Below are 21916 nucleotides of genomic sequence, written 5' to 3' on the forward strand. Positions count from 1 at the left end.
CCGGAAGCGGCGGGTCAGGCCCCGGGAGCGAGCGTGAGCTCGATCACCGGGATCAGCACGTCGGGGCGCTGCACGGGCAGGTGCACCGTGAGCGTGCCCTCGGACTCCCCTGCCGGCGTCATCAGGGTCGCCTCCTGGGCCGGATCCGTCACCGAGGTCTTCAGCCAGGATCCGTCGTTCAGCAGGCGCGCATAGGTGACCCGGTCCGCGAGCCCCTCGAGGTGCACGTAGCCGAGCGGCCAGGAGAACAGGTGCAGGTAGAGACGATCGCCGCGCCGGGTGTAGACGCCCTCACGGGGCGCCTCGAAGGAGGCGTGTCCTGCGCCGACGATCGCATCGCGGTGCAGCCGCATCCACTCGCCCAGATCGGCGAGCACTGCTTCGTCGCGGGGCGCGATGCTCCCCCGCCCGTCCGGTCCGATGTTGAGCAGCATGTTGCCGTCCATCGACACGGAGTCGGCGAGCATCTGCCCGAGCAGCACGGCCGACTTCTGGTCGTGGTTGTCGCGGTGGTAGCCCCAGGATCCGTTGATCGTCTGGCATGCCTCCCACACCTGCGGCACGCCGTCCACGACGATCGGCGCGGTCGGCTGGTACTGCTCCGGGGTCACGAAGTCGGCGGGGATCCCGAGACGGTCGTTCACGAGCATCTGCGGCTGCAGCTCGCGGCAGAGAGCCAGGAGCGCCTCCGCATCCCAGTCGTCCGGCCCCTTGCCGGCCCAGCCGTCCTTCGCCTCGGGGTAGGTGAAGTCGAAGAACAGGTAGTCGATGTCGCCGTACTGCGTGAGCAGTTCGCGCACCTGTCCGTGCAGATACGCGCGGTAGCGATCCATGTCCCGTTCGCGGTTGCGCTCGTGCTCGATCGCGTCGTCGCGGCGCGGGTGGTTCGCGTCGACCGTGAAGGCCGGGTGATGCCAGTCGATGAGCGAGTGGTAGAGACCAACGCGCAGTCCCTCCGCGCGGAGGGCGTCGACGTACTCGCGGACGAGATCCCGTCCGCACGCCGTGACGGAGGTGTAGTCGGTGAGCGCCGAGTCCCAGAGGCAGAACCCATCGTGGTGCTTCGTGGTGAGCACAACGTAGCCCATCCCCGTCGCCTTCGCCCGGCGCGCGAGCGCGGCCGCGTCGAAGAGGTCGGGGTCGAAGTGGTCGAAGTAGGCCCGGTACTCCTCGGCCGTCAGGCGCTCGTAGTTCTGCACCCACTCATGCCGGGCGGCCCCGCTGTACAGGCCGAAGTGCACGAACATCCCGAATCGGGCCTCCTCGAACCACTGCTGTCGCATCTCTGCCTCTTCTCGATCCTCGGGTGGGTGCCGCTCAGGCGGAGGGGTGTCCGACGACGCCCTTGCGCAGCAGCGCATTGCCGTACTTGCGGGTCTCCCCCGTGCGCACCATCAGGTAGGCACCCTTCGCCACGTCGTAGTACGCGAAGCGCTCCACGAAGCGCGTGGTCTCCTCGTCGGTGCCGGCGGCGGCCATGAGTTCACGCTGCACATCCAGCACGGTCGCGTCGGCCGACTCCATGAGGTCCATGCCGGGGGCGTCGTCGAGGGGCAGCACCGAGCGGATGGCCGCGACCACCGCAGGTGTGGTCGTGCCGGGCAGATCGACGACGCGCGCACCGAGCGCCCACGCCGGGAAGTGCGCATCGGCCACGACGACCGCATCCGAGTGCCCCATGCGGTCGAGGTGCAGCAGCAGCTCACCCGTCAGCAGAGGGTCGATTCCTTCGAGCATGTCGTTCCCTTCGTCCTTGCCCTGTCGTCCTTGCCCTGTCGCTCTCGCTCCCGTCGCGGGAGCCGTTCAGGCGGGGATCAGGCCCTCGGCCGCGAGTTCCCGCCAGAGATCCGCCGGGATGTCGAGCGCGGCGAACTCCGCGTTCTGACGGAGCTGCTCCGGACGGCTCCCGCCGACCACGACCGAGGTCACGACCGGGGACTGCAGCGGGTACTGTATCGCGGCCGCCGGCAGCGGCACATCGTGCGCGCGGCAGACCTCGGCGATCCGAGTCAGCCGCTGCCAGAGCTCCTCCGGCAATGCTCCGTACTCGTAGCGGCCATCGCGGCGCGGCTCGCTCTGCGCGAGCAGGCCGGAGTTGAACACCGAGGCGGCGACGATGCCGGTGCTGCGCTCGGCGCACGCCGGGATGACGTCGGCGGCCGCCGGCTGCTCGAGCAGGGTGTAGCGCCCCGCGACCATGATCGTGTCGAGGTCGGCCGAGCGCACCGCGGTGGTGAGGGCTTCTGCGGTCATGGACCCGATGCCGACCCGTCCCACCTGCCCTTCCGCGCGCAGCGACTCGAGCGCGGGGAACGCCTCGGCGAGCGCGAGATCCAGGTCGTGCCGCTCCGGGTCGTGCAGGTACAGGATGTCGATGCGCTCGATGCCGAGGCGCTCGCGCGACTCGTCGAGGCTGGCACGGATCCCCGCCTCCGAGAAGTCCCACACCCGCTGCAGGTCGTCCGGGACGAAGAAGTCGTTCGCAGTGTCGAGCCCGCCCGCGACGTGGTCGGGGTTCGGACGCAGGAGCCGCCCTGCCTTGGTGGAGAGCACGTACTCATCCCGCGGCTTGGTCTGCAGGAACGCCCCGAGCCGGCGCTCCGAGAGCCCGAGCCCGTAGTGCGGCGCGGTGTCGTAGAGGCGGATCCCGCTCTCCCACGCGGCGTCCAGCACGGCCCAGGCATCGTCGTCGGTGAGCGCGCGGAACAGGTTGCCGACGTTCGCGGCGCCGTAGCCCAGGGCCGGGATCGCGGGCCGGGCGGCGGTGTCGACGGGCTCAGACATGCGCGCCCGCCTCGCGGTGCTCGCCGGTCCAGGTGAACTCGGCGCGACTGGCCGCCTTCATCTCCATGCCGTTGCCGGGTGCGGTCGGCGCGGAGTACGAACCGCCGCGGATGTCGGTCGGCACCACGAAGTGCTCGTGCAGGTGATCCACGTACTCGATCATGCGCCCTTCGCGGCTCCCGGAGACGGCGACGAAGTCGAACATGGACAGGTGCTGCACGGCCTCGCAGAGGCCCACGCCGCCGGCATGCGGGCACACCGGGACGCCGAACTTCGCGGCGAGCAGCAGGTTCGCGATGTTCTCGTTCACGCCCGCCACGCGCACCGCGTCGATCTGCATGACCTGGATCGCCTCGGCCTGCAGCAGCTGCTTGAAGATCATCCGGTTCTGCGCGTGCTCACCGGTCGCGACGCGGATCGGCGCGACGCCGCGGGCGATCTCCGCATGCCCGAGCACGTCGTCGGGGCTGGTCGGCTCCTCGATCCAGGCGGGGTGGAACTCGGCGAGCGCGTTCACCCAGGCGATCGCCTCGGACACCTCCCAGCGCTGGTTCGCGTCGATCGCGATCGGGAAGTCGGGACCGCACACCTCGCGGGCCTTGCGGAACCGACGGATGTCGTCGTCGAGATCGGCGCCGACCTTGAGCTTGATCTGCGTGAAGCCGTCGGCCATCGCCTCCCGGGCGAGACGCTCGAGCTTCTCGTCCGAGTAGCCCAGCCACCCGGGGCTCGTGGTGTAGCCCGGGTAGCCGGTCGCGAGCAGCTGTTGCTCGCGCTCGGCGCGGCCCGCCTCGGCGTCGCGAAGGATCGCCAGCGCATCCTCGCGGGTGAGGGCGTTGGTGAGGTAGCGGAAATCGACGAGGTCGACGATCTCCTCCGGCGTCATCCTGGAGAGCAGCTGCCAGAGCGGAAGCCCGGCACGCTTGGCCTTGATGTCCCACAGGGCGTTGATCACGGCGCCGATCGCCATGTGCATGACGCCCTTCTCCGGGCCGAGCCAGCGCAGCTGCGAATCGCCGATGATCTCCCGGAACGTGCCGCCCATGTCGTCGAGCAGCGGCTCCAGCTCACGGCCGACGAGGTGCCCGGCGAGCGCGTCGATGCCCGCGACCTGGACGTCGTTGCCGCGACCGATCGTGAACACGAACGCGTGTCCTTCGATGCCGTCCGCCGCGTCGGTGCGCACGATCACGTACGCCGCGGAGTAGTCGGGGTCGGGGTTCATCGCGTCTGAGCCGTTGAGGCTGAGCGAGGTGGGGAATCGGATGTCGCTGGTCTCCAGCGCGACGATGCGGCTCACGGTTCTCCTGTTCTGGGGCTGATGTCGGGAGCTGCGGCACAGACGGCGTCCACCCCTCGACAGTTGGAGTGTAAACATCGGATGTCTATACTGTCAACGCGGGATGCATCCGCGCACGTCGTTCCGGCGGCGGATCCGCCCATCCCCGTGAGAAGGCAGGAGAATCATGAAGTTCGCGCGTCTGGGCGACCCCGGATCAGAGATCCCGGTCGTCATCGCCGAAGACCGTACGTACGATCTTCGGTCCGTGACCTCCGATGTGAACGGCGATTTCCTCGCCGCAGACCCCGTGGGGCGCACGCGTGCCGCTCTCGACTCCGGCGCCCTGCCGGAGCTGGCCGACGCGGACGCGCGACGCATCGGATCGCCGATCGCCCGCCCGAGCGCCGTGATCTGCGTGGGGCAGAACTACGCCGCGCACGCCCGCGAGTCCGGTGCGGAGCCGCCCACGGTCCCGATCCTGTTCCTGAAGACGCCGAACACGGTCGTCGGCCCCGACGATGCGGTGACCATCCCGCGCGGCAGCGAGAAGACCGACTGGGAGGTGGAGCTCGGCATCGTGATCGGATCCCGCGCCGCCTACCTCGACTCCCCCGCCGACTCCGCCGCGCACATCGCAGGCTACGTCGTCTGCAACGACGTCTCGGAGCGGGCGTTCCAGATGGAGGTCTCCGGCGGGCAGTGGTCGAAGGGCAAGGCCTCCTTCGGATTCAACCCGACCGGTCCGTGGCTGGTCACGCCCGACGAGGTCGACGTGCAGAACCTGCGCCTGCGCAGCTTCGTGAACGGCGAGCCGCGGCAGGACTCGAACACGAACGACATGATCTTCTCGGTCGCCGAGATCGTGCATCACATCTCGCAGTACATCACCCTCGAACCAGGGGACCTGGTCCTCACGGGCACCCCGCAGGGCGTCGCGTTCGGCGGGAAGTTCCCGTACCTCCGCGCGGGGGACGTCGTGGAGATCGACATCGAGGGACTGGGCGGCCAGCGTCAGGAGTTCAAGGCATGGGAGGCACAGGCATGACCCTTCGACAGGCTCAGGGACCGCAGCTGGAAGGTCTCGTCGCGATCGTCACGGGCGGCGCATCCGGGATCGGCGCGGCGATCGCCGCGCAGTTGCACGAGCAGGGCGCGCAGGTCGCGGTGCTCGACCGCGACGTGGCCGGCGCGGATCCGCGCTTCGCCGCGTTCACCGCCGACGTGTCGGACCGCGCGAGCGTGGACGCCGCGGTCGCCGCGATCGGCGAGCGCTTCGGCCGCATCGACATCGTGGTGAACAACGCCGGGATCGGCGCGCAGGGCGACATCGCGGCGAACGACGACGACGAGTGGGCCCGCGTGCTCTCGATCAACGTGACGGGCATCGCCCGCGTCTCCGCCGCGGCGCTGCCGTGGCTGCGGAAATCGCCCGCCGCGGCGATCTGCAACACCGCCTCGATCGCGTCGACCACGGGTCTGCCGCAGCGCGCGCTCTACTCCGCGTCGAAGGGCGCGGTCTCGGCGCTCACCAGGGCGATGGCCGCGGACCACCTCCGCGAGGGCATCCGGGTGAACGCCGTCAACCCCGGCACCGCCGACACCCCCTGGGTCGGCCGTCTGCTCGACTCCGCCGCCGACCCCGCCGCAGAGCGCGCCGCGCTCAACGCGCGCCAGCCGCACGGTCGCCTGGTGTCACCGGACGAGGTCGCCGGCGCCGTGCTGTACCTCGTCAGCCCCGCGTCCGGATCCACCACCGGCACCTTCATCGAGGTCGACGGCGGCATGGCCCAGCTGCGCCTCCGGGCGGAGTAGCCCCGCCTGTCCGGCTACAGACCGAGTCCCACTTTTGGCTGATCCGTGTCCCGCTTCTGGTTGCGGAACACGGCGATTCTGAGCCAAAAGTGGGACACGGTTCTTAGAGCCGGGCTTCAGCCCTGGGTGGCCTGGCGCAGCCAGCGCTCCACGCCCGCGATGTGCGCCGTGGCGAGCGAGGTCGCGAGCGACGGGTCGTGCTGCGCGATCGCGTCGGCGATGGCGCGGTGCTCCGAGAGCGTGCGCTCCACGGCACCCTGCTCCGTGAGACCCCGCCACACCCGCGCGCGGATGGTCTGGCTCGAGAGGCTGTCGATGAGGCTCGCGAGGTAGCCGTTGCCGGTCATCCGCACGATCTCCCGATGGAAACGGATGTCGTGCGCGACGAGGTCGTCGATCGAGACGCCCGCATCGATCCCGTCGATCTCGGCCTGGAGCGCGGCGATCGCCTCGTCGTCTCCGTGCGTGGCGGCAAGCCCCGTGGCCTGCGATTCGAGCATGCGGCGCACCGCGAACAGCTCGAGCAGCGAGTCGTCATCGTGCATGTCGACGACGAAGCTGATCGCCTCGAGAAGCAGGTGCGGCTCGAGACTCGTCACATAGGTGCCGTCGCCGCGGCGCACATCGAGGACCCGGATCACCTCGAGCGCCTTGACCGCCTCCCGCATCGAGTTGCGGCTCAGGCCGAGCCGCTCCGCGAGCTCCTTCTCCGGGGGCAACCGGTCGCCGGGGCCGAGCTCGCCCGACACGATCATCGCTTTGATCTTCTCGATCGCCTCGTCGGTGACTGCCATGGCGTCATCCTATGGGCTTCTGCGAACATCGGATGTCTGCGCCGCTCGCGCCCTGATCTGCGAAAGGATGTCACCATGCGCCTCCTCGATTCCCATCTGCATCTCTGGGATCCGTCCCGCCTCGACTACGAGTGGCTCGCCGGCCCGCTGGCTCAGCGTTTCGCCGCCGAAGAGCTCGAGCAGGCGGGCGTCGATGGCGCCGAACGCGCGGCGGCGATCTTCGTGCAGGCCGAGTGCGTCGAGTCGCAGTTCCTCGACGAGGTGCGCTGGGTGTCCGAGACCGCCGCGCGTACGGGCGTCATCGGCATCGTCGCGGGCGCGCGCCTCGATCGCGGGGAGCGGACGATCGCGCACCTCGACGCGATCGCCGATCTCGAAGGGGTCGTCGGGGTGCGGCACAACCTGCAGGACGAGCCCGGCGGCACGGCGCGCAGCGCGGCGTTCCGGGCCGGCGCGGCGGTGCTGGCCGCGCGCGGACTCCGCTTCGACGCCTGCGTGCGCGCCCATCAGCTCTCCGACGTCTCCGATCTCGCGGCGGCGGTGCCCGCACTGCCGATCGTGCTCGATCACCTCGGGAAGCCCGCGATCGGGACGGCGGCGGATCCGCTCCGCCCAGGCACGGCATGGCTGAGCGACCTGCGGGATCTCGCGGCGCATCCGCAGGTGTCCGTCAAGCTGTCCGGGCTGCCGGCGGAGGCCGGCGGGTTCTGGAGTCCGGCGCAGGTGATCCCCTTCCTCGATGCGGCCGCCGAGGCGTTCGGATCCGAGCGGCTGCTGTGGGGCGGCGACTGGCCCGTCTCGGCCGTCGCGGGCGACCCGCAGGAGTATCGCCCGGAGAGCCGCGGCCTCTGGGCCAGGACGGTGACGGAGTGGGCCGTCGAGCGCGATCTCGACGTCGATGCGATCCTCTGGGACAACGCGGCCCGGTTCTACGGCGTGGCGTGAACCGCGCCGGGCGCACGCGTCCGCGACGAGCCGGGTCCCGTTCACAGCAGGGTCATCAAGTTGTTGAGTGAGGCTTGCCTTACCTATTATGTGATTCGCGACTTCCGCGCCTCTCCCTCCACGAAGGACTCTCCGTGAACCGTTCCCTCCGACTGCTCTCCGCTGCCGCGGCGGCCTCCGCCGTCGCCCTCGCGCTCACCGCCTGCAGCGGCTCCTCGACGCCGACGTCGAGCACGGCCGGCGGCGACGACCTCGCCGGCCAGACCATCACGATCTACAACGCGCAGCACGAGGAGCTCACGAAGTCGTGGACCGACGCGTTCACTAAGGCGACCGGCATCAAGGTGCAGGTCCGCAACGGCGACGACACCGAGATGTCGCAGCAGCTCATCCAGGAGGGCGACCGCTCCCCCGCGGATGTGTTCCTCACCGAGAACTCGCCCTCGGTGTCGGCGGTCGAGAAGGCCGGCCTGTTCGCATCGCCGGGCGATGAGGCGCTGAAGAACGTCCCGACCGAATACCGTCCCTCCTCCGGCAAGTGGGTCGGCATCGCCGCCCGCTCGACCGTGTTCGCCTACAACACGGCGAAGCTCACGGAGGCGCAGCTGCCGAAGTCCCTCATGGATCTCGCCGACCCGTCGTGGAAGGGCCGCTGGGCCGCCTCCCCGTCCGGCGCCGACTTCCAGGCCATCGTCTCCGCGCTCGTGCAGCTCAAGGGCGCCGACGCCGCCGAGGAGTGGCTCAAGGCCATGAAGACGAACTCGGTCGCCTACAAGGGCAACTCCACCGCGATGAAGGCCGTGAACGCGGGCGAGATCGACGGTGCCGTGATCTACCACTACTACTGGTTCGGCGACCAGGCGCAGACGGGTGAGAACTCGAAGAACGTGCAGCTGCACTACTTCAAGAACCAGGATCCCGGCGCATTCGTGTCCGTGTCCGGCGGCGGCGTGCTGAAGTCGAGCAAGCACCAGGCCGCGGCGCAGAAGTTCCTCGCGTTCGTCACCGGCGCCGAGGGCCAGAAGATCCTGCAGACCGGCACGTCGTTCGAGTACCCGGTCGGTTCCGGCGTCGCCGCCAACCCGAAGCTCGTTCCTCTCAAGGACCTGCAGGCGCCGACCATCGACCCGGCTACGCTGAACTCCAAGCAGGTCACCGATCTGATGACCCAGGCGGGCCTGCTCTAAGGCGCAGAGATCACCACGACGACCACCTCCCGACGGGCGGCCGGAGCGCGACAGCTCCGGCCGCCCCGCGGCGTCTCCCGGAGCGGACGGTCGTGGGTCGTCATCGCCGCCGGCGTCGCGGTCGCCGCGCTGTCGCTGCTGCCCTTGCTGTTCGTGGTCACGACGGCGGCGCAGATCGGCTGGGCAGAATCGGCGGCGCTGATCTTCCGGCCCCGCGTCGGCGAGCTGCTCACGAACACCGTGCTGCTGGTCGCGATCACCGTGCCGCTGTGCGCCGTGATCGGCGTCGGCGGCGCCTGGCTCGTCGAGCGCACCTCGCTCGCGGGCGCCGGTGCGTGGGGCGCAGTGCTCGCGATGCCCCTGGCGATCCCCGCGTTCGTGAACTCCTACGCGTGGGTCTCGGCGGTCCCCTCGCTCGCCGGACTCGGATCCGGCGTGCTGCTCGCGACGCTGTCGTACTTCCCCCTCGTGTACCTGCCGGTGCGCGCAGCGCTGGCCCGGCTGGACCCGGCGCTCGAGCAGGCCGCCGCGAGCCTCGGCCGCGGTCCCGTGCGCGTGTTCTTCGGCACGGTTTTGCCGCAGCTGCGCCTCGCGCTGCTGGGCGGCGCGCTGCTCGTCGGACTCCACCTGCTGAGCGAGTACGGCGCGTTCGCCCTGATCCGGTTCGACACCTTCACGACCGCGATCATGGATCAGTACCGGTCCACGTTCAACGGCTCCGCGGGCAGCATGCTCTCGGGCGTGCTGATGCTGCTGTGCTTCGCACTGCTCCTGCTGGAGAGCCGTGCCCGCGGCCGCGCGCGCTACGCGCGGATCGGATCCGGCACCGCGGCTCCGCCCCGGCGGATCCGGCTGCGCGGATGGCAGCTCCCCGCACAGGTCGGCCTGCTCGCACTCGGGATCGCCGCGCTCGGAGTGCCCGCGGTCGTGATCGGCGGATGGCTGGCCTACGGCGGCGGCACGGTCTGGATGGCGCCCGATCTCGTGCCGACGCTGCTGCAGACCCTCGGCCTCGCCCTCGGCGGCGGCCTCGTCACCGTGATCGCGGCGTTCCCGCTCTCCTGGCTCGCCGTACGGCATCCTGGACCGTTCAGCCGCCTGCTCGAGCGTACGAACTACATCACGAGCTCGATGCCGGGCATCGTGCTCGCCCTCGCGCTCGTGACCGTCTCGCTCTTCTTCGTGCCGGCGCTGTATCAGACCACCGCGCTGCTGCTCCTCGCCTACGCGCTGCTGTTCCTGCCCCGCGCCCTGGTGCCGCTGCAAGCGGGGATCGCCCAGGCGCCGCAGAGCCTGGAGGAGGCTGCCCAAGCCCTCGGGCGCCGCCCATTGCGGGCCTTCTTCGGCGTCACCCTGCGCCTCGTGGCTCCCGCCACGGCCGCCGCCCTGGCGATGGTGTTCCTCGCCGTGGCCGGGGAGCTCACGGCCACCCTGCTGCTCTCGCCGATCGGCGTGCAGACCCTCGCCACCCGGTTCTGGAGCCTGTCCAGCGAGATCGACTTCGCGGGCGCAGCGCCCTATGCGACGCTGCTGATCCTGCTCTCCGCGCCGATGACCTACCTGCTGTTCCGGCAGTCCACCGTGCTCTCCCGCGCGGACGCCTCCGCCGGCCCCGCCCCGGCGACATCAGCCCCCACGACCGCGGAGACCGCATGACCGCACACAACCTCGGATCCCTCGGCGCCGTGCCCTCCCCCGGCACGGGCCCGCTGCCGACCGCGCACCTGCAGGTCGCCGGCGTCACCGCCTCGTACGGCGGTCACAGGGTGCTGCACGGGGTGGATCTCGCGGTGCAGAGCGGCGGCATCACCGCGGTCGTCGGCGCCTCGGGATCGGGCAAGACCACGCTGCTCCGCATCATCGCCGGCTTCGAACGCCCCGATGAGGGCGAGGTCGTGCTCGGTTCCGCCACGGTGGCGGGTCCCGGAGCATGGGTGCCCGTGCACCGCCGCGACATCGGCTACGTCACCCAGGATGGCGGGCTCTTCCCGCACCTGACCGTCGCGCGCAACATCTCCTTCGGCCTGGACGACCTCGGCCGCACGGAACGTGCGCGGCGCGTGGCCGAGCTGCTCGATCTCGTCTCGCTCCCGTACGACGTCGCGGAGCGCCGCCCCGACCAGCTCTCCGGAGGGCAGCAGCAGCGCGTCGCGATCGCGCGGGCGCTCGCCCGCGAACCGGAGCTGATGCTGCTGGACGAGCCGTTCTCCGCGCTCGACACGGGCCTGCGTGCCGCGACCCGCGAAGCGGTCGCGCGAATCCTCACCGATGCCGGGACCACGACCATCCTGGTCACGCACGACCAGTCCGAAGCGCTGAGCTTCGCGGACCAGGTCGCCGTGATGCGCGACGGCCGCCTGGTGCAGACGGGGCACCCGTTCGTCGTCTACACACGCCCGGCGGATCGCGGCGTGGCGGAGTTCCTGGGCGAGGCGATCGTCCTTGACGCGTGGCTGGACGGATCCCTCGCGTCCTGTGCACTCGGCTACGTCCCGGTGCGCAACCCTCCGGCGCGGGGGCACGTGCGGCTCATGCTGCGCCCGGAGCAGGTGCAGCTCGTCGCCGACTCGCCGATCCGTGCGACGGTCGAGAAAGGCGTGTACTTCGGATCCGAGACGTCGGCGCGGATCAGGCTCGAGCCGCGTGCCGATGCGGATCCGCGCCTCGATCCGGAGCCTCCGCTGATCACGATCCGGCACGCCAATGCCGCGCTCACGCGTCCCGGCCAGCGCATCGCCCTGCGCGTGGTCGGCGAGGGCGTGGTCTTTCCGGCGTAGCGCCGCGCGCCCCGGGATCGCCTCGGGGCGACCCTGGGGGCGGAGACCAAGAACGGGCGCCCACGAAGGGACGCCCGTTCTCCTGTGGACCGCGGGTCAGCGTGCAGCGCTGCCCTCGACGTAGTCCTCGTCCTGCGACTTCCAGGCGAAGAGCGCACGCAGCTCCTTGCCGGTGGCCTCGATCGGGTGCCCCTGCTCCTTCTCACGGAGGGCGAGGAACTCGGTCGCGCCGTTGTCCTGGTCCTCGATGAACCGGGTGGCGAAGGCGCCAGACTGGATGTCCGCGAGGACCTCCTTCATGCGGTCCTTGACACCGGCGTCGATGATGCGCGGGCCCGAGACGTAGTCGCCGAACTCGGCGGTGTCGGAGATCGACCAGCGCTGCTTGGCGATGCCGCCCTCCCACATCAGGTCGACGATGAGCTTGAGCTCGTGCAGCACCTCGAAGTAGGCGATCTGCGGCTGGTAGCCCGCCTCGGTGAGGGTCTCGAAGCCGGCCTGCACGAGGTGGCTCATGCCACCGCAGAGCACGGCCTGCTCGCCGAACAGGTCGGTCTCGGTCTCCTCGGTGAAGGTCGTCTTGATGACGCCGGCGCGGGTGCCGCCGATCGCCTTCGCGTACGACAGCGCGGTCGCCCACGCGGTGCCCGTGGCGTCGCGCTCGACGGCGATGATGTCGGGGATGCCACGGCCGGCGACGAACTCGCGGCGCACGGTGTGACCGGGAGCCTTCGGCGCGATCAGGATCACGTCGACGCCCTCGGGCGCGTCGATGTAGCCGAAGCGGATGTTGAAGCCGTGCGCGAAGGCGAGGGTCTTGCCCGCGGCCAGGTTCGGCGCGATCGACTCGCTGTAGATGCCGCGCTGGTGCTGGTCCGGCGCGAGGATCATGATCAGGTCGGCCCACTGGGTGGCCTCGGCGACGGTCTTGACCGCGAAGCCGGCTTCGGACGCCTTGGCGATCGAGGCGGAGCCCTCCTTGAGGGCGATCGTGACCTCGACACCGCTGTCGCGCAGGTTCATCGCGTGCGCGTGGCCCTGCGAGCCGTAGCCGACGATCGCGACCTTCTTGTTCTGGATGATCGACAGGTCGGCGTCTGCGTCGTAGAAGATCTCGGTGCTCACTGTGTGTTTCTCCTTGTTGTGACTTCGTCTCGCTTCGCTCGCTCAGCAACCGGGCGAAGAAGCAGGGGTGGTTCTGTGTCAGCCGCGCAGCACGCGCTCGGTGATGCTCTTGCCGCCGCGGCCGATCGCGAGAAGGCCGGACTGCGCGATCTCCTTGATGCCGAACGGCTCGAGCGCCCGCAGCAGGGCGTCGACCTTGCCCTTGTCGCCGGTGACCTCGACCACCAGCGCCTCGGGCGCGTAGTCCACGACCGACGCGCGGAAGAGGTTCACGACCTCCAGCACGTTCGAGCGGGAGTTGTTGTCTGTGCGCACCTTGATGAGCATGTGCTCACGCTGCACGGATGCGTTCTGCTCGAGCTCGACGATCTTGATGACGTTGATCAGCTTGTTCAGCTGCTTGGTCACCTGCTCGAGCGGGAACTCCTCGACGTCGACGACGACCGTGATCCGGGAGATCCCGGGGACCTCGGTCACGCCCACGGCGAGGGACTCGATGTTGAAGCCGCGGCGCGCGAACAGACCGGCGACGCGGGTCAGGAGGCCGGGGGTGTCCTCCACCAGGAGGCTCAGCACATGCGTGGACATGGATCAGTCCTCCTCGTCGAAGGCGGGCGCGTGGTCGCGCGCGTACTGGATGTAGCTGTTGCTCACGCCCTGCGGCACCATCGGCCACACCATGGCATCGGCGCTGACGACGAAGTCGATCACGACGGGACGATCGTTCGTCTCGAGCGCGAGCTTGATGGCGGCGTCGATCTCCTCCTCCTTCTCCACCCGGATCGCGAGGCAGCCGTAGGCCTCGGCGAGCTTGACGAAGTCGGGGATCCGGATCGTGCCGTGACCGGTGTTCAGGTCGGTGTTCGAGTGCCGGCCCTCGTAGAACAGGGTCTGCCACTGGCGGACCATGCCGAGGGAGGAGTTGTTGATGATCGCGACCTTGATCGGGATGTCGTTGATGACGCAGGTCGCGAGCTCCTGGTTCGTCATCTGGAAGCAGCCGTCACCGTCGATCGCCCAGACAACGCGCTCGGGCTCCGCGACCTTGGCGCCCATGGCCGCCGGAACGGCGTATCCCATGGTGCCGGCGCCGCCGGAGTTCAGCCAGGAGTTGGGACGCTCGTACTTGATGAACTGCGCCGCCCACATCTGGTGCTGGCCGACGCCGGCCGCGTAGACCGCCTCGGGTCCGGTGAGCGCGCCGATCCGCTGGATCACGTGCTGCGGGGACATGAGGCCGTCCTCGGGCTGCGTGTATCCGAGCGGGAACTCCGCGCGCAGTCCGTCGAGGTAGGCCCACCACTCCTCGATGTCGCCCTTGGCGCCGCCCAGGAGGCCGCGGAACGCCGCCTCCAGATCGGTGATGACCTCGCGGACGCCGCCCACGATCGGCACGTCGGCCGTGCGGATCTTGGAGATCTCCGCGGGGTCGATGTCGACGTGCACGACCTTCGCGTCCGGGGCGAACAGCTCGGCCTTGCCGGTCACGCGGTCGTCGAAACGGGTGCCGAGCGCGACCAGGAGGTCGGCCTCCTGCAGCGCCAGCACGGCCGGGACCGTGCCGTGCATGCCCGGCATGCCGACGTGCTGCGGGTGCGAGTCGGGGAAAGCGCCGCGGGCCATCAGCGTGGTGACCACGGGCGCGCCGGTGAGCTCGGCCAGCGTCAGCAGCTCGGCAGCGGCGCGGCCGCGGATGATGCCGCCGCCCACGTACAGCACGGGCTTCTTGGCCTCGGCCAGCAGCGTGGCCGCGGCCTGGATCTGCTTGCCGTGCGCCTTGGTCACGGGACGGTAGCCGGGCAGGTCGTACTTCGGCGGCCACACGAACGGAGCCGTGGCCTGCTGGGCGTCCTTGGTGATGTCCACGAGCACCGGGCCCGGTCGGCCGGTGGAGGCGATCTCGAACGCCGCGGCGATCGCGCCGGGGATGTCCTCCGGCGTCTTCACGAGGATCGAGTGCTTGGTGATCGGCATCGTGATGCCGACGATGTCGGCCTCCTGGAACGCGTCCGTGCCCATCAGGCGGGAGAACACCTGACCGGTGATCGCGACGATCGGGATCGAGTCCATGTAGGCGTCGGCGATCGCGGTGACGAGGTTCGTCGCGCCGGGCCCGGAGGTGGCGATGGTCACGCCGACCCTGCCGGACGCGGTCGCGTACCCCTCGGCGGCGTGGCCGCCACCCTGCTCGTGGCGCACCAGGATGTGGCGCAGCTCGGTCGACGCCATCAGGGGGTCGTAGACCTCCATGATCGCGCCGCCGGGAATGCCGAAGACGTCGGTGACGCCGAGGAGCTCGAGGGAGCGCACGACGGCCTGGGCGCCGGTGAGGAGGGGCGCCGCCGCCGGGCGGGCGGGCGGACGCGGGACGGCTGGAGCGGTATCAGCGGTCATGAAGGTTCCTTGCGATGGTGAACGATCGACGGAAGCGGCGGGACGATGCCCCGTCGCGGACGACTCTCCGACCCGGTCCGCGAGGGGCGGAGCGCAGGGGTCGGGAATGCTGGGCTGGAACGCCTCGGGTGCAGCGCGGAGAAGTCGGCTCTGATCCGCGACGGACGCCGTCGCGGCATGAGCCCGGCTCAGGCGTCTCGACGAGTGCATCGGGAGCGCGAGCCGCGATATCGACCCGAATCAGATCACCATCGCGCCCGGCGGTCTGCGAGACCACCGGAGCTCTGCGTCCGATCCGGGATCCGGTTGTGCCTGCCCCGGTTCGAACGTGCATCAAGCCTAACCCATGATCGACGGCGTGCCCGCCCGCGCGCACGACGGACCGACGATCGGATCCGTGCTGCGCGCGCATGGAAGCAGTCTATTGTGCGGCTGCTCTGGCGTCCGCCAGGGCGTCCAGCAGCACGGCGAACGCCGCCGGATCCGCGACCCGCAGCGTCGCCGCGGTCTCGCCCGCGCCGATCCGCACACCCAGATCCGCACCGCCGAGCGTGCGCATGCCGTCCTCGTCGGTGACGTCGTCGCCGGCGAACAGCACCGCGGTGGCGCCGACGTGCGCGCGCAGTCGCGAGAGCGCCGCATCCTTGCCCTCGTCCCGCCAGGAGTACTCGCGGAGGTGATGACCCGTGCGCCGTCGCCACGAGGGGATCCGATCGGGCGCCCACTTCTCGACGCGCACGAAGGCCAGCTCCTCCTGCCCGGGTGCGGCGGTACGGGTGTGCACACCGAACCCGAACGTCTTCGGCTCGTACACGACGCCGTCGAGATCCGCGATCAGCGCGCGCAGTTCGTCGATGACCTCGGCGCGGTCGACCGGCTCGGTGGAGAGGTCGGTCTCCTCCCCCGTGTCGGGGAACCAGAACTGCGCGCCGTGGGATCCGGCGAGCAGGATCCGGGATCCGTCCTCGTGCTCGGTGATCTCGCGCAGGTCGTGCAGGCTCCGCCCCGACGCGTACGCCACGAACGTCTCCGGCAACGCGGCGAGGCGGTTCACGGCGGCCGCGGCCGCGGGCAGCGCCCGCGCGGACATCGGGTCGGTCACATGCGGCGAGACCGTGCCGTCGAAATCGAGCGCCACCAGCAGTCGCGGGGTCGCCGCGATCGCGGCGAGGGCGGGGTCGGTCTCTGCGGCGACGGTCCAGTCGCGGGTCATCGTGCGCTCCGTACGTTCTCGAGGGCCGCGAGGAAGTCCCGCGACCAGGCGTTGACATCGTTCTCCAGCACCCGCTTGCGCAGGGCTCGCATGCGTCGGGACTGCTCCCGTGGCGGCATCTCCACGGCCTGCATGATCGCGTCTTTGAGCCCCTCGATGTCGTGCGGGTTCACGAGCACCGCCTGACGCAGCTCGTCGGCGGCGCCGGTGAACTCGCTGAGCACGAGCACTCCGCGCTGATCGCTGCGGGCGGCCGCGTACTCCTTGGCCACGAGGTTCATGCCGTCCCGCAGGGCCGTCACGAGCATCGCGTCGGCGGCGAGGTACAGGGCGACCATCTCCTCACGAGGGAATCCCTGGTGCAGATACCGGATCGCGGTGTGATCCATGGTGTCGTGATCGCCGTTGATGCGTGCGACGGCCAGCTCGATCTCGTCTCGCAGCTGCACGTAGGCATCCACCCGCTCGCGGCTGGGGCTGGCGACCTGGACGAGCGTGACGTCCTCGACCGAGATCCTGCCCTCGTCCAGCAGCTCGCCGAACGCCTTGATGCGGTGCCGGATCCCCTTGGTGTAGTCGAGGCGGTCGACCCCGAGCAGGATCTTCTTCGGGCTGCCGAGTCCCTCGCGGATCTCCGCGGCGCGGGCGCGCACGTCGGGGCGGGCAGCGAGCTCCGTGTAGGGCGTGGTGTCGATCGAGATCGGGAAGGCCCGCGCGACCACGGTGCGCGGTCCGCCGTAGGGCACCGAGACCGTGGAGCCCTTGACGTCCAGTCGCAGCCTTCGGCGCACCGCGGTGAGGAAGTTCGTCGCGTCCTGAGCGCGCTGGAACCCGACGACATCGGCGCCGAGCAGTCCCTGCAGCACCTGATCCCGCCAGGGCAGCTGCGCGTACAGCCCGTGCGCCGGGAACGGGATGTGGTGGAAGTAGCCGATCGTGACATCGGGGCGGCGCTCGCGCAGCATGGCCGGCACGAGCTGCAGCTGATAGTCGTGCACCCACACCGTGCCGCCCTCGGCGACCGCGCTCGCGGCGCGCTCCGCGAAGCGGCGGTTCACGCGCACGTAGGCGTCCCACCACTCGCGGTGGTACTGCGGGGACGAGATCACGTCGTGGTAGAGCGGCCAGATCGTGTCGTTCGAGAAGCCCTCGTAGTACTCCTCGACGTCCTGCGCCGACAGGGTCACCGGCAGCAGCCGGATGCCGTCCTCCGTGAAGGGCTTGAGATCGAGATCCGGTTGTCCGGCCCAGCCCACCCAGGCGCCGTCGACGGACTGCATCACGGGTTCGAGAGCGGCCACGAGCCCGCCTGGTGAGCGCCGCCAGATCACCTCGCCGTCGGGGCCCGGCACACGGTCGACCGGCAGCCGGTTCGCGATGATCACGAACGAGGCGGTGGGTGTGGACGAAGTCATGGGAACGCTCCTCACGGCAGCGGGGATGCCTCCTCCAGGCTAGTCACCCGGCGAGCGTCGGCGTCGTCCCGCGTCAGGACGCGGCGCGTCCACCCCGCGCCAGCACGGCGTTCACCACTCCGGCGAGCAGCACAAGGGCCGCCGCGAACACGGGCAGCAGCAGGGAGGCCTGCGCGCCCGCCGCATCGGCGACCTGGCCCGTCGCCACCGCGCCGATCGCCTGCCCCACCACCATCGCGGATCCGAGCATCGTCATGACCGTGGCCGAACGATCGGTCGGTCCGAACGCCGCGCCCAGGCTGAATTGGGTTACCAGCGTCGGGCCGATCCCGCAGCCCATCACCGCGAGCGCGATCAACATGCCGAAGGGCTCGCGCACCCAGAGCAGCCCGAGGCTGCCGACGAAGAGGATGCCCGCGAACAACAGCCAACGGGCGGCCAGGGGAAAGCGCGCCGGCAGGAATGCGACGCCGAGGGCGAGGATCGCGGATCCGACGCCCAGTGCGCCGTAAAGCAGTCCTGCCTCCTCCGGACGGCCGTGCTCGGTCATGAACGCGGTGAGCGAGGTGAGCATGGCGCCGAAGAACACGCCCACGCCGAGCATGCCCAGGACGACGACGAGGAGACGCGGCCGGAACAGCTCCGAGACCTGCGAGCCGGCGCGACCGTCGGCGCCGCGCCGGATTGAGACGTGCGCGGCGGTGGGATGCAGGGCGAAGGCGCCCACGAACACCAGGATCAGGCCCGCGGCGATCACGAGCGGCATCCACGGAGCGATCGCGGTGGCCAGCACCCCCACGAGGAACGGACCGAAGACGAACACGGTCTCGTCGGCCGCGGACTCGTACGACATCGTCGACGACGTGGTGCGCGCACGGCGATCGGCGGGCACGCGCTCGGCGATGATCGTGACAAGGCGCGACCGCGACATCGGGGAGACCTGCGGGGCGGTGGCGCCGATCGCGAACGCGCTCAGCAGCACGAACGGCTCGGCGGCCGAGGAGTACACGACCAGGGTGAAGCCCACGAGCGCCACGGCGTTGGCGACCGCGACGACGGCGAGGACGATCCGCTGGCCGCGGCGATCGGCGGCGGCGCCCAGCAGCGGGCCGAAACACGCGGTCCCGATGCCGACGGCGGCGGACGTGAGCCCGCCGAGAGCGACCGACTCGCGGGCGGCGACGACGACGGTGAGCACGCCGACGACCATCATCGCGAACGGCAGCCGGGCGATGAAGGCGATGACGAAATAGGGCAGCCCGACCCTGCGGAACAGGCTCGGGGCGGCGGGGATGGACGAGGTGCGCGAAGTGGTCATTGCGGAACAGGTCTCTGGCGTCGCCGCACGAGGGGGACGCAGTCAGGTGCCGCCGCTTTCCGCCGGAAGAGCCGGCGGCCGGTAATGCACAACGGTGATCGGCCCAGTGTATCGAGCGGCCGGGCTTTCCGGGCAGCGGATCCTGCGGGTCCCGAAGCGCGCTGGTTAGACTCGATCCCATGCGCAACTACCTCTTCGCGAGCGGCCTGTTCAGCGCGATCACCAGCGGGATCGCCCTGCTGCGCGGCACGCGCGACGCACCGATCACCTGGCGCGCCGTGCTGGCGTGGCTGAGCTGGGGCATCACGATCGTCCTCGCCGTCGGCGCGATCGTCGACTACCGCCGGGACGAGCGCGGCGAGTCCGTCTCCTACGACTCCCCCGTCGCACCCGTGCAGTTCAAGCGCGCGAAGAAGGAGCTCAAGGCCGAGCTCAAGGCGCAGCGCAAGGCCGACAAGGCCTGACCCGGCAGCACCCTTCGACAGGCTCAGGGACCGGATCGGGCGGGCTCAGGGACCGGGTGAGGCTGTCAGCCGAGATCGATCTGGTAGTGGATGAATCCGCTGCGCTCGGCGACCCGATCGTAGAGCGCACGTGCGGTGGCATTGCCCTCCGCGGTGAGCCAGTAGACCTTGTCGCTGCCGGCGGCGCGGGCGGCGTCCGTCACATGCGCGATCAGCGCGCGTCCGACACCGCCTCCACGGACGGACGGATCCACGAAGAGGTCCTCGAGGTAGGTGTAGCCCGTCCTCGACCACGTCGCCGGATGCGCGAACCAGTGCACGATCCCGACCGCGCGGCCGTCGTCGTCGCGGGCGATCGCCCCCTGGATGTCTCCCGCCGGATCCACGATCGTCGCGAAGGTCGACGCGGTGACGTCCTCGGCGAGGACCGATTCGTAGAACGTCAGGTACGCCTGCCAGAGCGGCAGCCAGTCGTCGCGGTCGGCCGCCGTCAGAGCCCGGATCGTCGTCATGCGCCGATCCTACGGGGCGGCGCTCCGCGGGGAGGACCGGACGCCGCCATGCGCTGTCGCCTCAGCGCGTGAGGATGAGCGCCTCACCCTGACCGCCGCCGCCGCACAGCGCGACCACCGCGGTTCCAGAGCCCCGGCGCACGAGCTCGTGCGCCATGTGCACCGCGAGCCGGTTGCCGCTCGCGCCGATCGGGTGGCCGATCGCGATCCCGCCGCCGTGCACGTTGACGATCTCCGGATCCAGGCCGAGCGCGGCCTCGGAGCGCGCGACCACGGCCCCGAAGGCCTCGTTGATCTCGACAAGGTCCAGATCCGCGGCGGTGATCCCCTGCTTGTCCAGCGCCCGCTGGATGGCGTTCGCCGGCTGCTCCTGGAGAGAGTTGTCGGGGCCGGCGGTCTGACCGCTGGCTCCGACCGCGACCAGCACCGGCCAGCCCTTGGCCTCGGCGTTGGCGCGCGTGGTCACGACGACCGCTGAGGCCCCGTCGGAGATCTGCGAGGAGTTGCCGGCCGTGATCGAGCCGCCCTCGGCGAACGCCGGGCGCAGCCCCGCGAGCGTCTCAACGGTCGTCTCCGGCCTGATGCCCTCGTCCGATGTGAGGACCACCGGCTCGCCGCGCCGCTGGGGCACGCTGACGGGCACGATCTCGCCCTCGAAAACGCCCGCGTCGCGAGCCGCGGCCGCGCGCTGGTGCGACCGTGCTGCGACCTCGTCCTGCGCCTCGCGGGTGAGCCCGAAGCGCGGGTTGTGGCGCTCGGTCGACGCACCCATGCTCTCCTTGTCATAGGCATCGGTGAGCCCGTCGTACGCCATGTGGTCGAGCACCTCGACGGATCCGTAGGTCCAGCCGTCGCGCGAGCCCATCATCAGGTGAGGCGCCCGCGTCATCGACTCCATGCCGGCCGCGACCACCGTGAGGGCGTCTCCGGTGCGGATCATCCGCGCAGCATCGATGATGGCGGTCAGCCCCGACAGGCACACCTTGTTGACGGAGTGCGATGGCACGTCCCATCCGATGCCCGCTCCGATCGCGGCCTGACGCGCGGCGTTCTGCCCTGAGCCCGCGGCCAGCACCTGCCCGACGATGACGGCGTCGATCTCCGCAGGGTCGACCCCGCCCTGCTCGAGCGCGCCGCGGATCGCGAGGGATCCCAGCTGCGGCGCCGTGAAGGAGGCCAGCTGACCCTTCAGACGCCCCTGCGGCGTGCGCGCCGCCGCAACGATGACGATGTCGTCTGCACTCATGATCACTCCAGTCCTTCCGCGACCAGCAGCGTCGGCTGGGTCGCATCCTTCACATCCTGCACGCTCACCCCTGGTGCGAGCTCCACGAGCCGCAGACCGTCGGGCGTGACGTCGATCACAGCCAGATCCGTGATGATCCGATGCACCACCGCGCGGCCCGTGAGCGGCAGCGAGCACTCGTCCACGATCTTCGCGGAGCCGTCGCGGGCGACGTGTTCCATGAGCACGATCACGCGGCCGGCGCCGTGCACGAGGTCCATCGCGCCGCCCGGGCCTTTGACCATCTTCCCGGGGATCATCCAGTTCGCGAGATCACCGGTGGCGCTCACCTGCATCGCGCCGAGGATCGCGGCGTCGATCTTGCCGCCGCGGATCATGCCGAAGCTGAGTCCCGAGTCGAAGAACGCAGCGCCGGGCAACGTGGTGACGGTCTCCTTGCCGGCGTTGATGAGGTCGGGGTCGACCGCGTCCTCCGCGGGATAGGGGCCGACGCCGAGGATGCCGTTCTCGGATTGCAGCACGAGGGTCACGCCCTCCGGCACGTAGTTGGGCACGAGCGTGGGCAGCCCGATGCCGAGGTTCACGTAGGAGCCGTCGGACAGCTCGCGCGCGGCGCGCGCCGCCATCTCGTCGCGTGTGAGCGCCATG

20 protein-coding genes and 1 pseudogene are annotated in these 21916 nt (G+C 70.3%); 7 read left to right on the forward strand and 14 right to left on the reverse strand.

Annotated elements, in window-relative coordinates; translation table 11 throughout:
• Window positions 1-14: 14 nt before the first annotated feature.
• The 4 genes from RS86_RS18345 to RS86_RS18360 all read right to left on the reverse strand — a co-directional run bounded on the left by RS86_RS18345 (window position 15) and on the right by RS86_RS18360 (window position 4084).
• On the reverse strand, window positions 15-1361 hold the full coding sequence (locus RS86_RS18345; protein WP_082076894.1) for an alpha-L-fucosidase: 1347 nt from the start codon (window positions 1359-1361) through the stop codon (window positions 15-17).
• Window positions 1318-1737, reverse strand: coding sequence for an RbsD/FucU family protein (locus RS86_RS18350; protein ID WP_045273731.1), 420 nt, complete (start codon window positions 1735-1737; stop codon window positions 1318-1320). Before RS86_RS18350 ends, RS86_RS18345 begins: the two co-directional genes overlap by 44 nt.
• Before the next feature lie 66 nt (window positions 1738-1803).
• Window positions 1804-2784 (reverse strand): aldo/keto reductase, encoded by a 981-nt coding sequence (locus RS86_RS18355; protein WP_045273732.1) that lies wholly within the window; start codon window positions 2782-2784, stop codon window positions 1804-1806.
• Window positions 2777-4084 carry an L-fuconate dehydratase gene (locus RS86_RS18360; RefSeq protein WP_045273733.1) on the reverse strand — a complete coding sequence of 436 codons (1308 nt, stop codon included), beginning with the start codon at window positions 4082-4084 and terminating at the stop codon, window positions 2777-2779. Before RS86_RS18360 ends, RS86_RS18355 begins: the two co-directional genes overlap by 8 nt.
• Before the next feature lie 166 nt (window positions 4085-4250).
• Between RS86_RS18360 and RS86_RS18365 the strand changes: the two genes are divergently transcribed.
• Window positions 4251-5111, forward strand: a complete 861-nt coding sequence (locus RS86_RS18365) for a fumarylacetoacetate hydrolase family protein (RefSeq protein ID WP_045273734.1) — start codon at window positions 4251-4253, stop codon at window positions 5109-5111.
• Window positions 5108-5878, forward strand: coding sequence for an SDR family NAD(P)-dependent oxidoreductase (locus tag RS86_RS18370; RefSeq protein ID WP_045273963.1), 771 nt, complete (start codon window positions 5108-5110; stop codon window positions 5876-5878). Before RS86_RS18365 ends, RS86_RS18370 begins: the two co-directional genes overlap by 4 nt.
• A 116-nt stretch (window positions 5879-5994) precedes the next feature.
• On the opposite strand, the gene RS86_RS18375 is transcribed toward RS86_RS18370, so the two are convergent.
• On the reverse strand, window positions 5995-6672 hold the full coding sequence (locus tag RS86_RS18375; RefSeq protein WP_045273735.1) for a FadR/GntR family transcriptional regulator: 678 nt from the start codon (window positions 6670-6672) through the stop codon (window positions 5995-5997).
• Between the two features lie 75 nt (window positions 6673-6747).
• Here RS86_RS18375 and RS86_RS18380 point away from each other — a divergent pair, with 75 nt between their 5' ends.
• From RS86_RS18380 to RS86_RS18395, 4 genes are all read left to right on the forward strand, one after another.
• Window positions 6748-7617, forward strand: a complete 870-nt coding sequence (locus RS86_RS18380) for an amidohydrolase family protein (RefSeq protein ID WP_045273736.1) — start codon at window positions 6748-6750, stop codon at window positions 7615-7617.
• 134 nt (window positions 7618-7751) lie between these two features.
• On the forward strand, window positions 7752-8804 hold the full coding sequence (locus tag RS86_RS18385; protein WP_045273737.1) for an iron ABC transporter substrate-binding protein: 1053 nt from the start codon (window positions 7752-7754) through the stop codon (window positions 8802-8804).
• Window positions 8805-8813: 9 nt separating this feature from the next.
• Window positions 8814-10460 (forward strand): ABC transporter permease, encoded by a 1647-nt coding sequence (locus RS86_RS18390; protein WP_082076895.1) that lies wholly within the window; start codon window positions 8814-8816, stop codon window positions 10458-10460.
• Window positions 10457-11581 carry an ABC transporter ATP-binding protein gene (locus RS86_RS18395; protein WP_082076896.1) on the forward strand — a complete coding sequence of 375 codons (1125 nt, stop codon included), beginning with the start codon at window positions 10457-10459 and terminating at the stop codon, window positions 11579-11581. The genes RS86_RS18390 and RS86_RS18395 overlap by 4 nt, the downstream gene beginning before the upstream one ends.
• A 96-nt stretch (window positions 11582-11677) precedes the next feature.
• Here the strand turns inward: RS86_RS18395 and ilvC are convergent.
• The 6 genes and pseudogenes from ilvC to RS86_RS18425 all read right to left on the reverse strand — a co-directional run.
• Window positions 11678-12715, reverse strand: a pseudogene (ilvC, locus tag RS86_RS18400) (ketol-acid reductoisomerase); the annotation flags it as partial.
• Window positions 12716-12784: 69 nt separating this feature from the next.
• A complete protein-coding gene (ilvN, locus tag RS86_RS18405; RefSeq protein ID WP_045273739.1) occupies window positions 12785-13294 on the reverse strand; it encodes an acetolactate synthase small subunit in 510 nt (169 codons plus the stop codon).
• Window positions 13295-13297: 3 nt separating this feature from the next.
• Window positions 13298-15100, reverse strand: coding sequence for an acetolactate synthase large subunit (locus RS86_RS18410; RefSeq protein ID WP_045273740.1), 1803 nt, complete (start codon window positions 15098-15100; stop codon window positions 13298-13300).
• 421 nt (window positions 15101-15521) lie between these two features.
• Complete coding sequence (otsB, locus tag RS86_RS18415; protein WP_045273741.1) at window positions 15522-16313, reverse strand: trehalose-phosphatase; 792 nt, start codon at window positions 16311-16313, stop codon at window positions 15522-15524.
• The gene (locus RS86_RS18420; RefSeq protein WP_045273742.1) at window positions 16310-17728 is read right to left on the reverse strand and encodes an alpha,alpha-trehalose-phosphate synthase (UDP-forming); all 1419 of its coding nucleotides are present in this window, start codon (window positions 17726-17728) and stop codon (window positions 16310-16312) included. The genes otsB and RS86_RS18420 overlap by 4 nt, the downstream gene beginning before the upstream one ends.
• Before the next feature lie 73 nt (window positions 17729-17801).
• Complete coding sequence (locus RS86_RS18425) at window positions 17802-19046, reverse strand: MFS transporter (protein ID WP_045273743.1); 1245 nt, start codon at window positions 19044-19046, stop codon at window positions 17802-17804.
• A gap of 179 nt (window positions 19047-19225) precedes the next feature.
• Here RS86_RS18425 and RS86_RS18430 point away from each other — a divergent pair, with 179 nt between their 5' ends.
• Entirely contained in the window at window positions 19226-19510 is a 285-nt protein-coding gene (locus tag RS86_RS18430) for a hypothetical protein (protein ID WP_045273744.1), read from the forward strand.
• A 65-nt stretch (window positions 19511-19575) separates the two neighbouring features.
• On the opposite strand, the gene RS86_RS18435 is transcribed toward RS86_RS18430, so the two are convergent.
• From RS86_RS18435 to RS86_RS18445, 3 genes are all read right to left on the reverse strand, one after another.
• Window positions 19576-20022: a GNAT family N-acetyltransferase gene (locus RS86_RS18435; protein WP_045273745.1), complete on the reverse strand. Its 447-nt coding sequence runs from the start codon at window positions 20020-20022 to the stop codon at window positions 19576-19578.
• 61 nt (window positions 20023-20083) lie between these two features.
• Window positions 20084-21268 (reverse strand): acetyl-CoA C-acetyltransferase, encoded by a 1185-nt coding sequence (locus tag RS86_RS18440; RefSeq protein WP_045273746.1) that lies wholly within the window; start codon window positions 21266-21268, stop codon window positions 20084-20086.
• Window positions 21269-21270: 2 nt separating this feature from the next.
• Window positions 21271-21915, reverse strand: a complete 645-nt coding sequence (locus RS86_RS18445; protein WP_200892844.1) for a 3-oxoacid CoA-transferase subunit B — start codon at window positions 21913-21915, stop codon at window positions 21271-21273.
• Window position 21916 lies beyond the last annotated feature (1 nt).

It is taken from the genome of Microbacterium azadirachtae, assembly GCF_000956505.1.
Classification (GTDB): Bacteria; Actinomycetota; Actinomycetes; order Actinomycetales; family Microbacteriaceae; genus Microbacterium; species Microbacterium azadirachtae_A.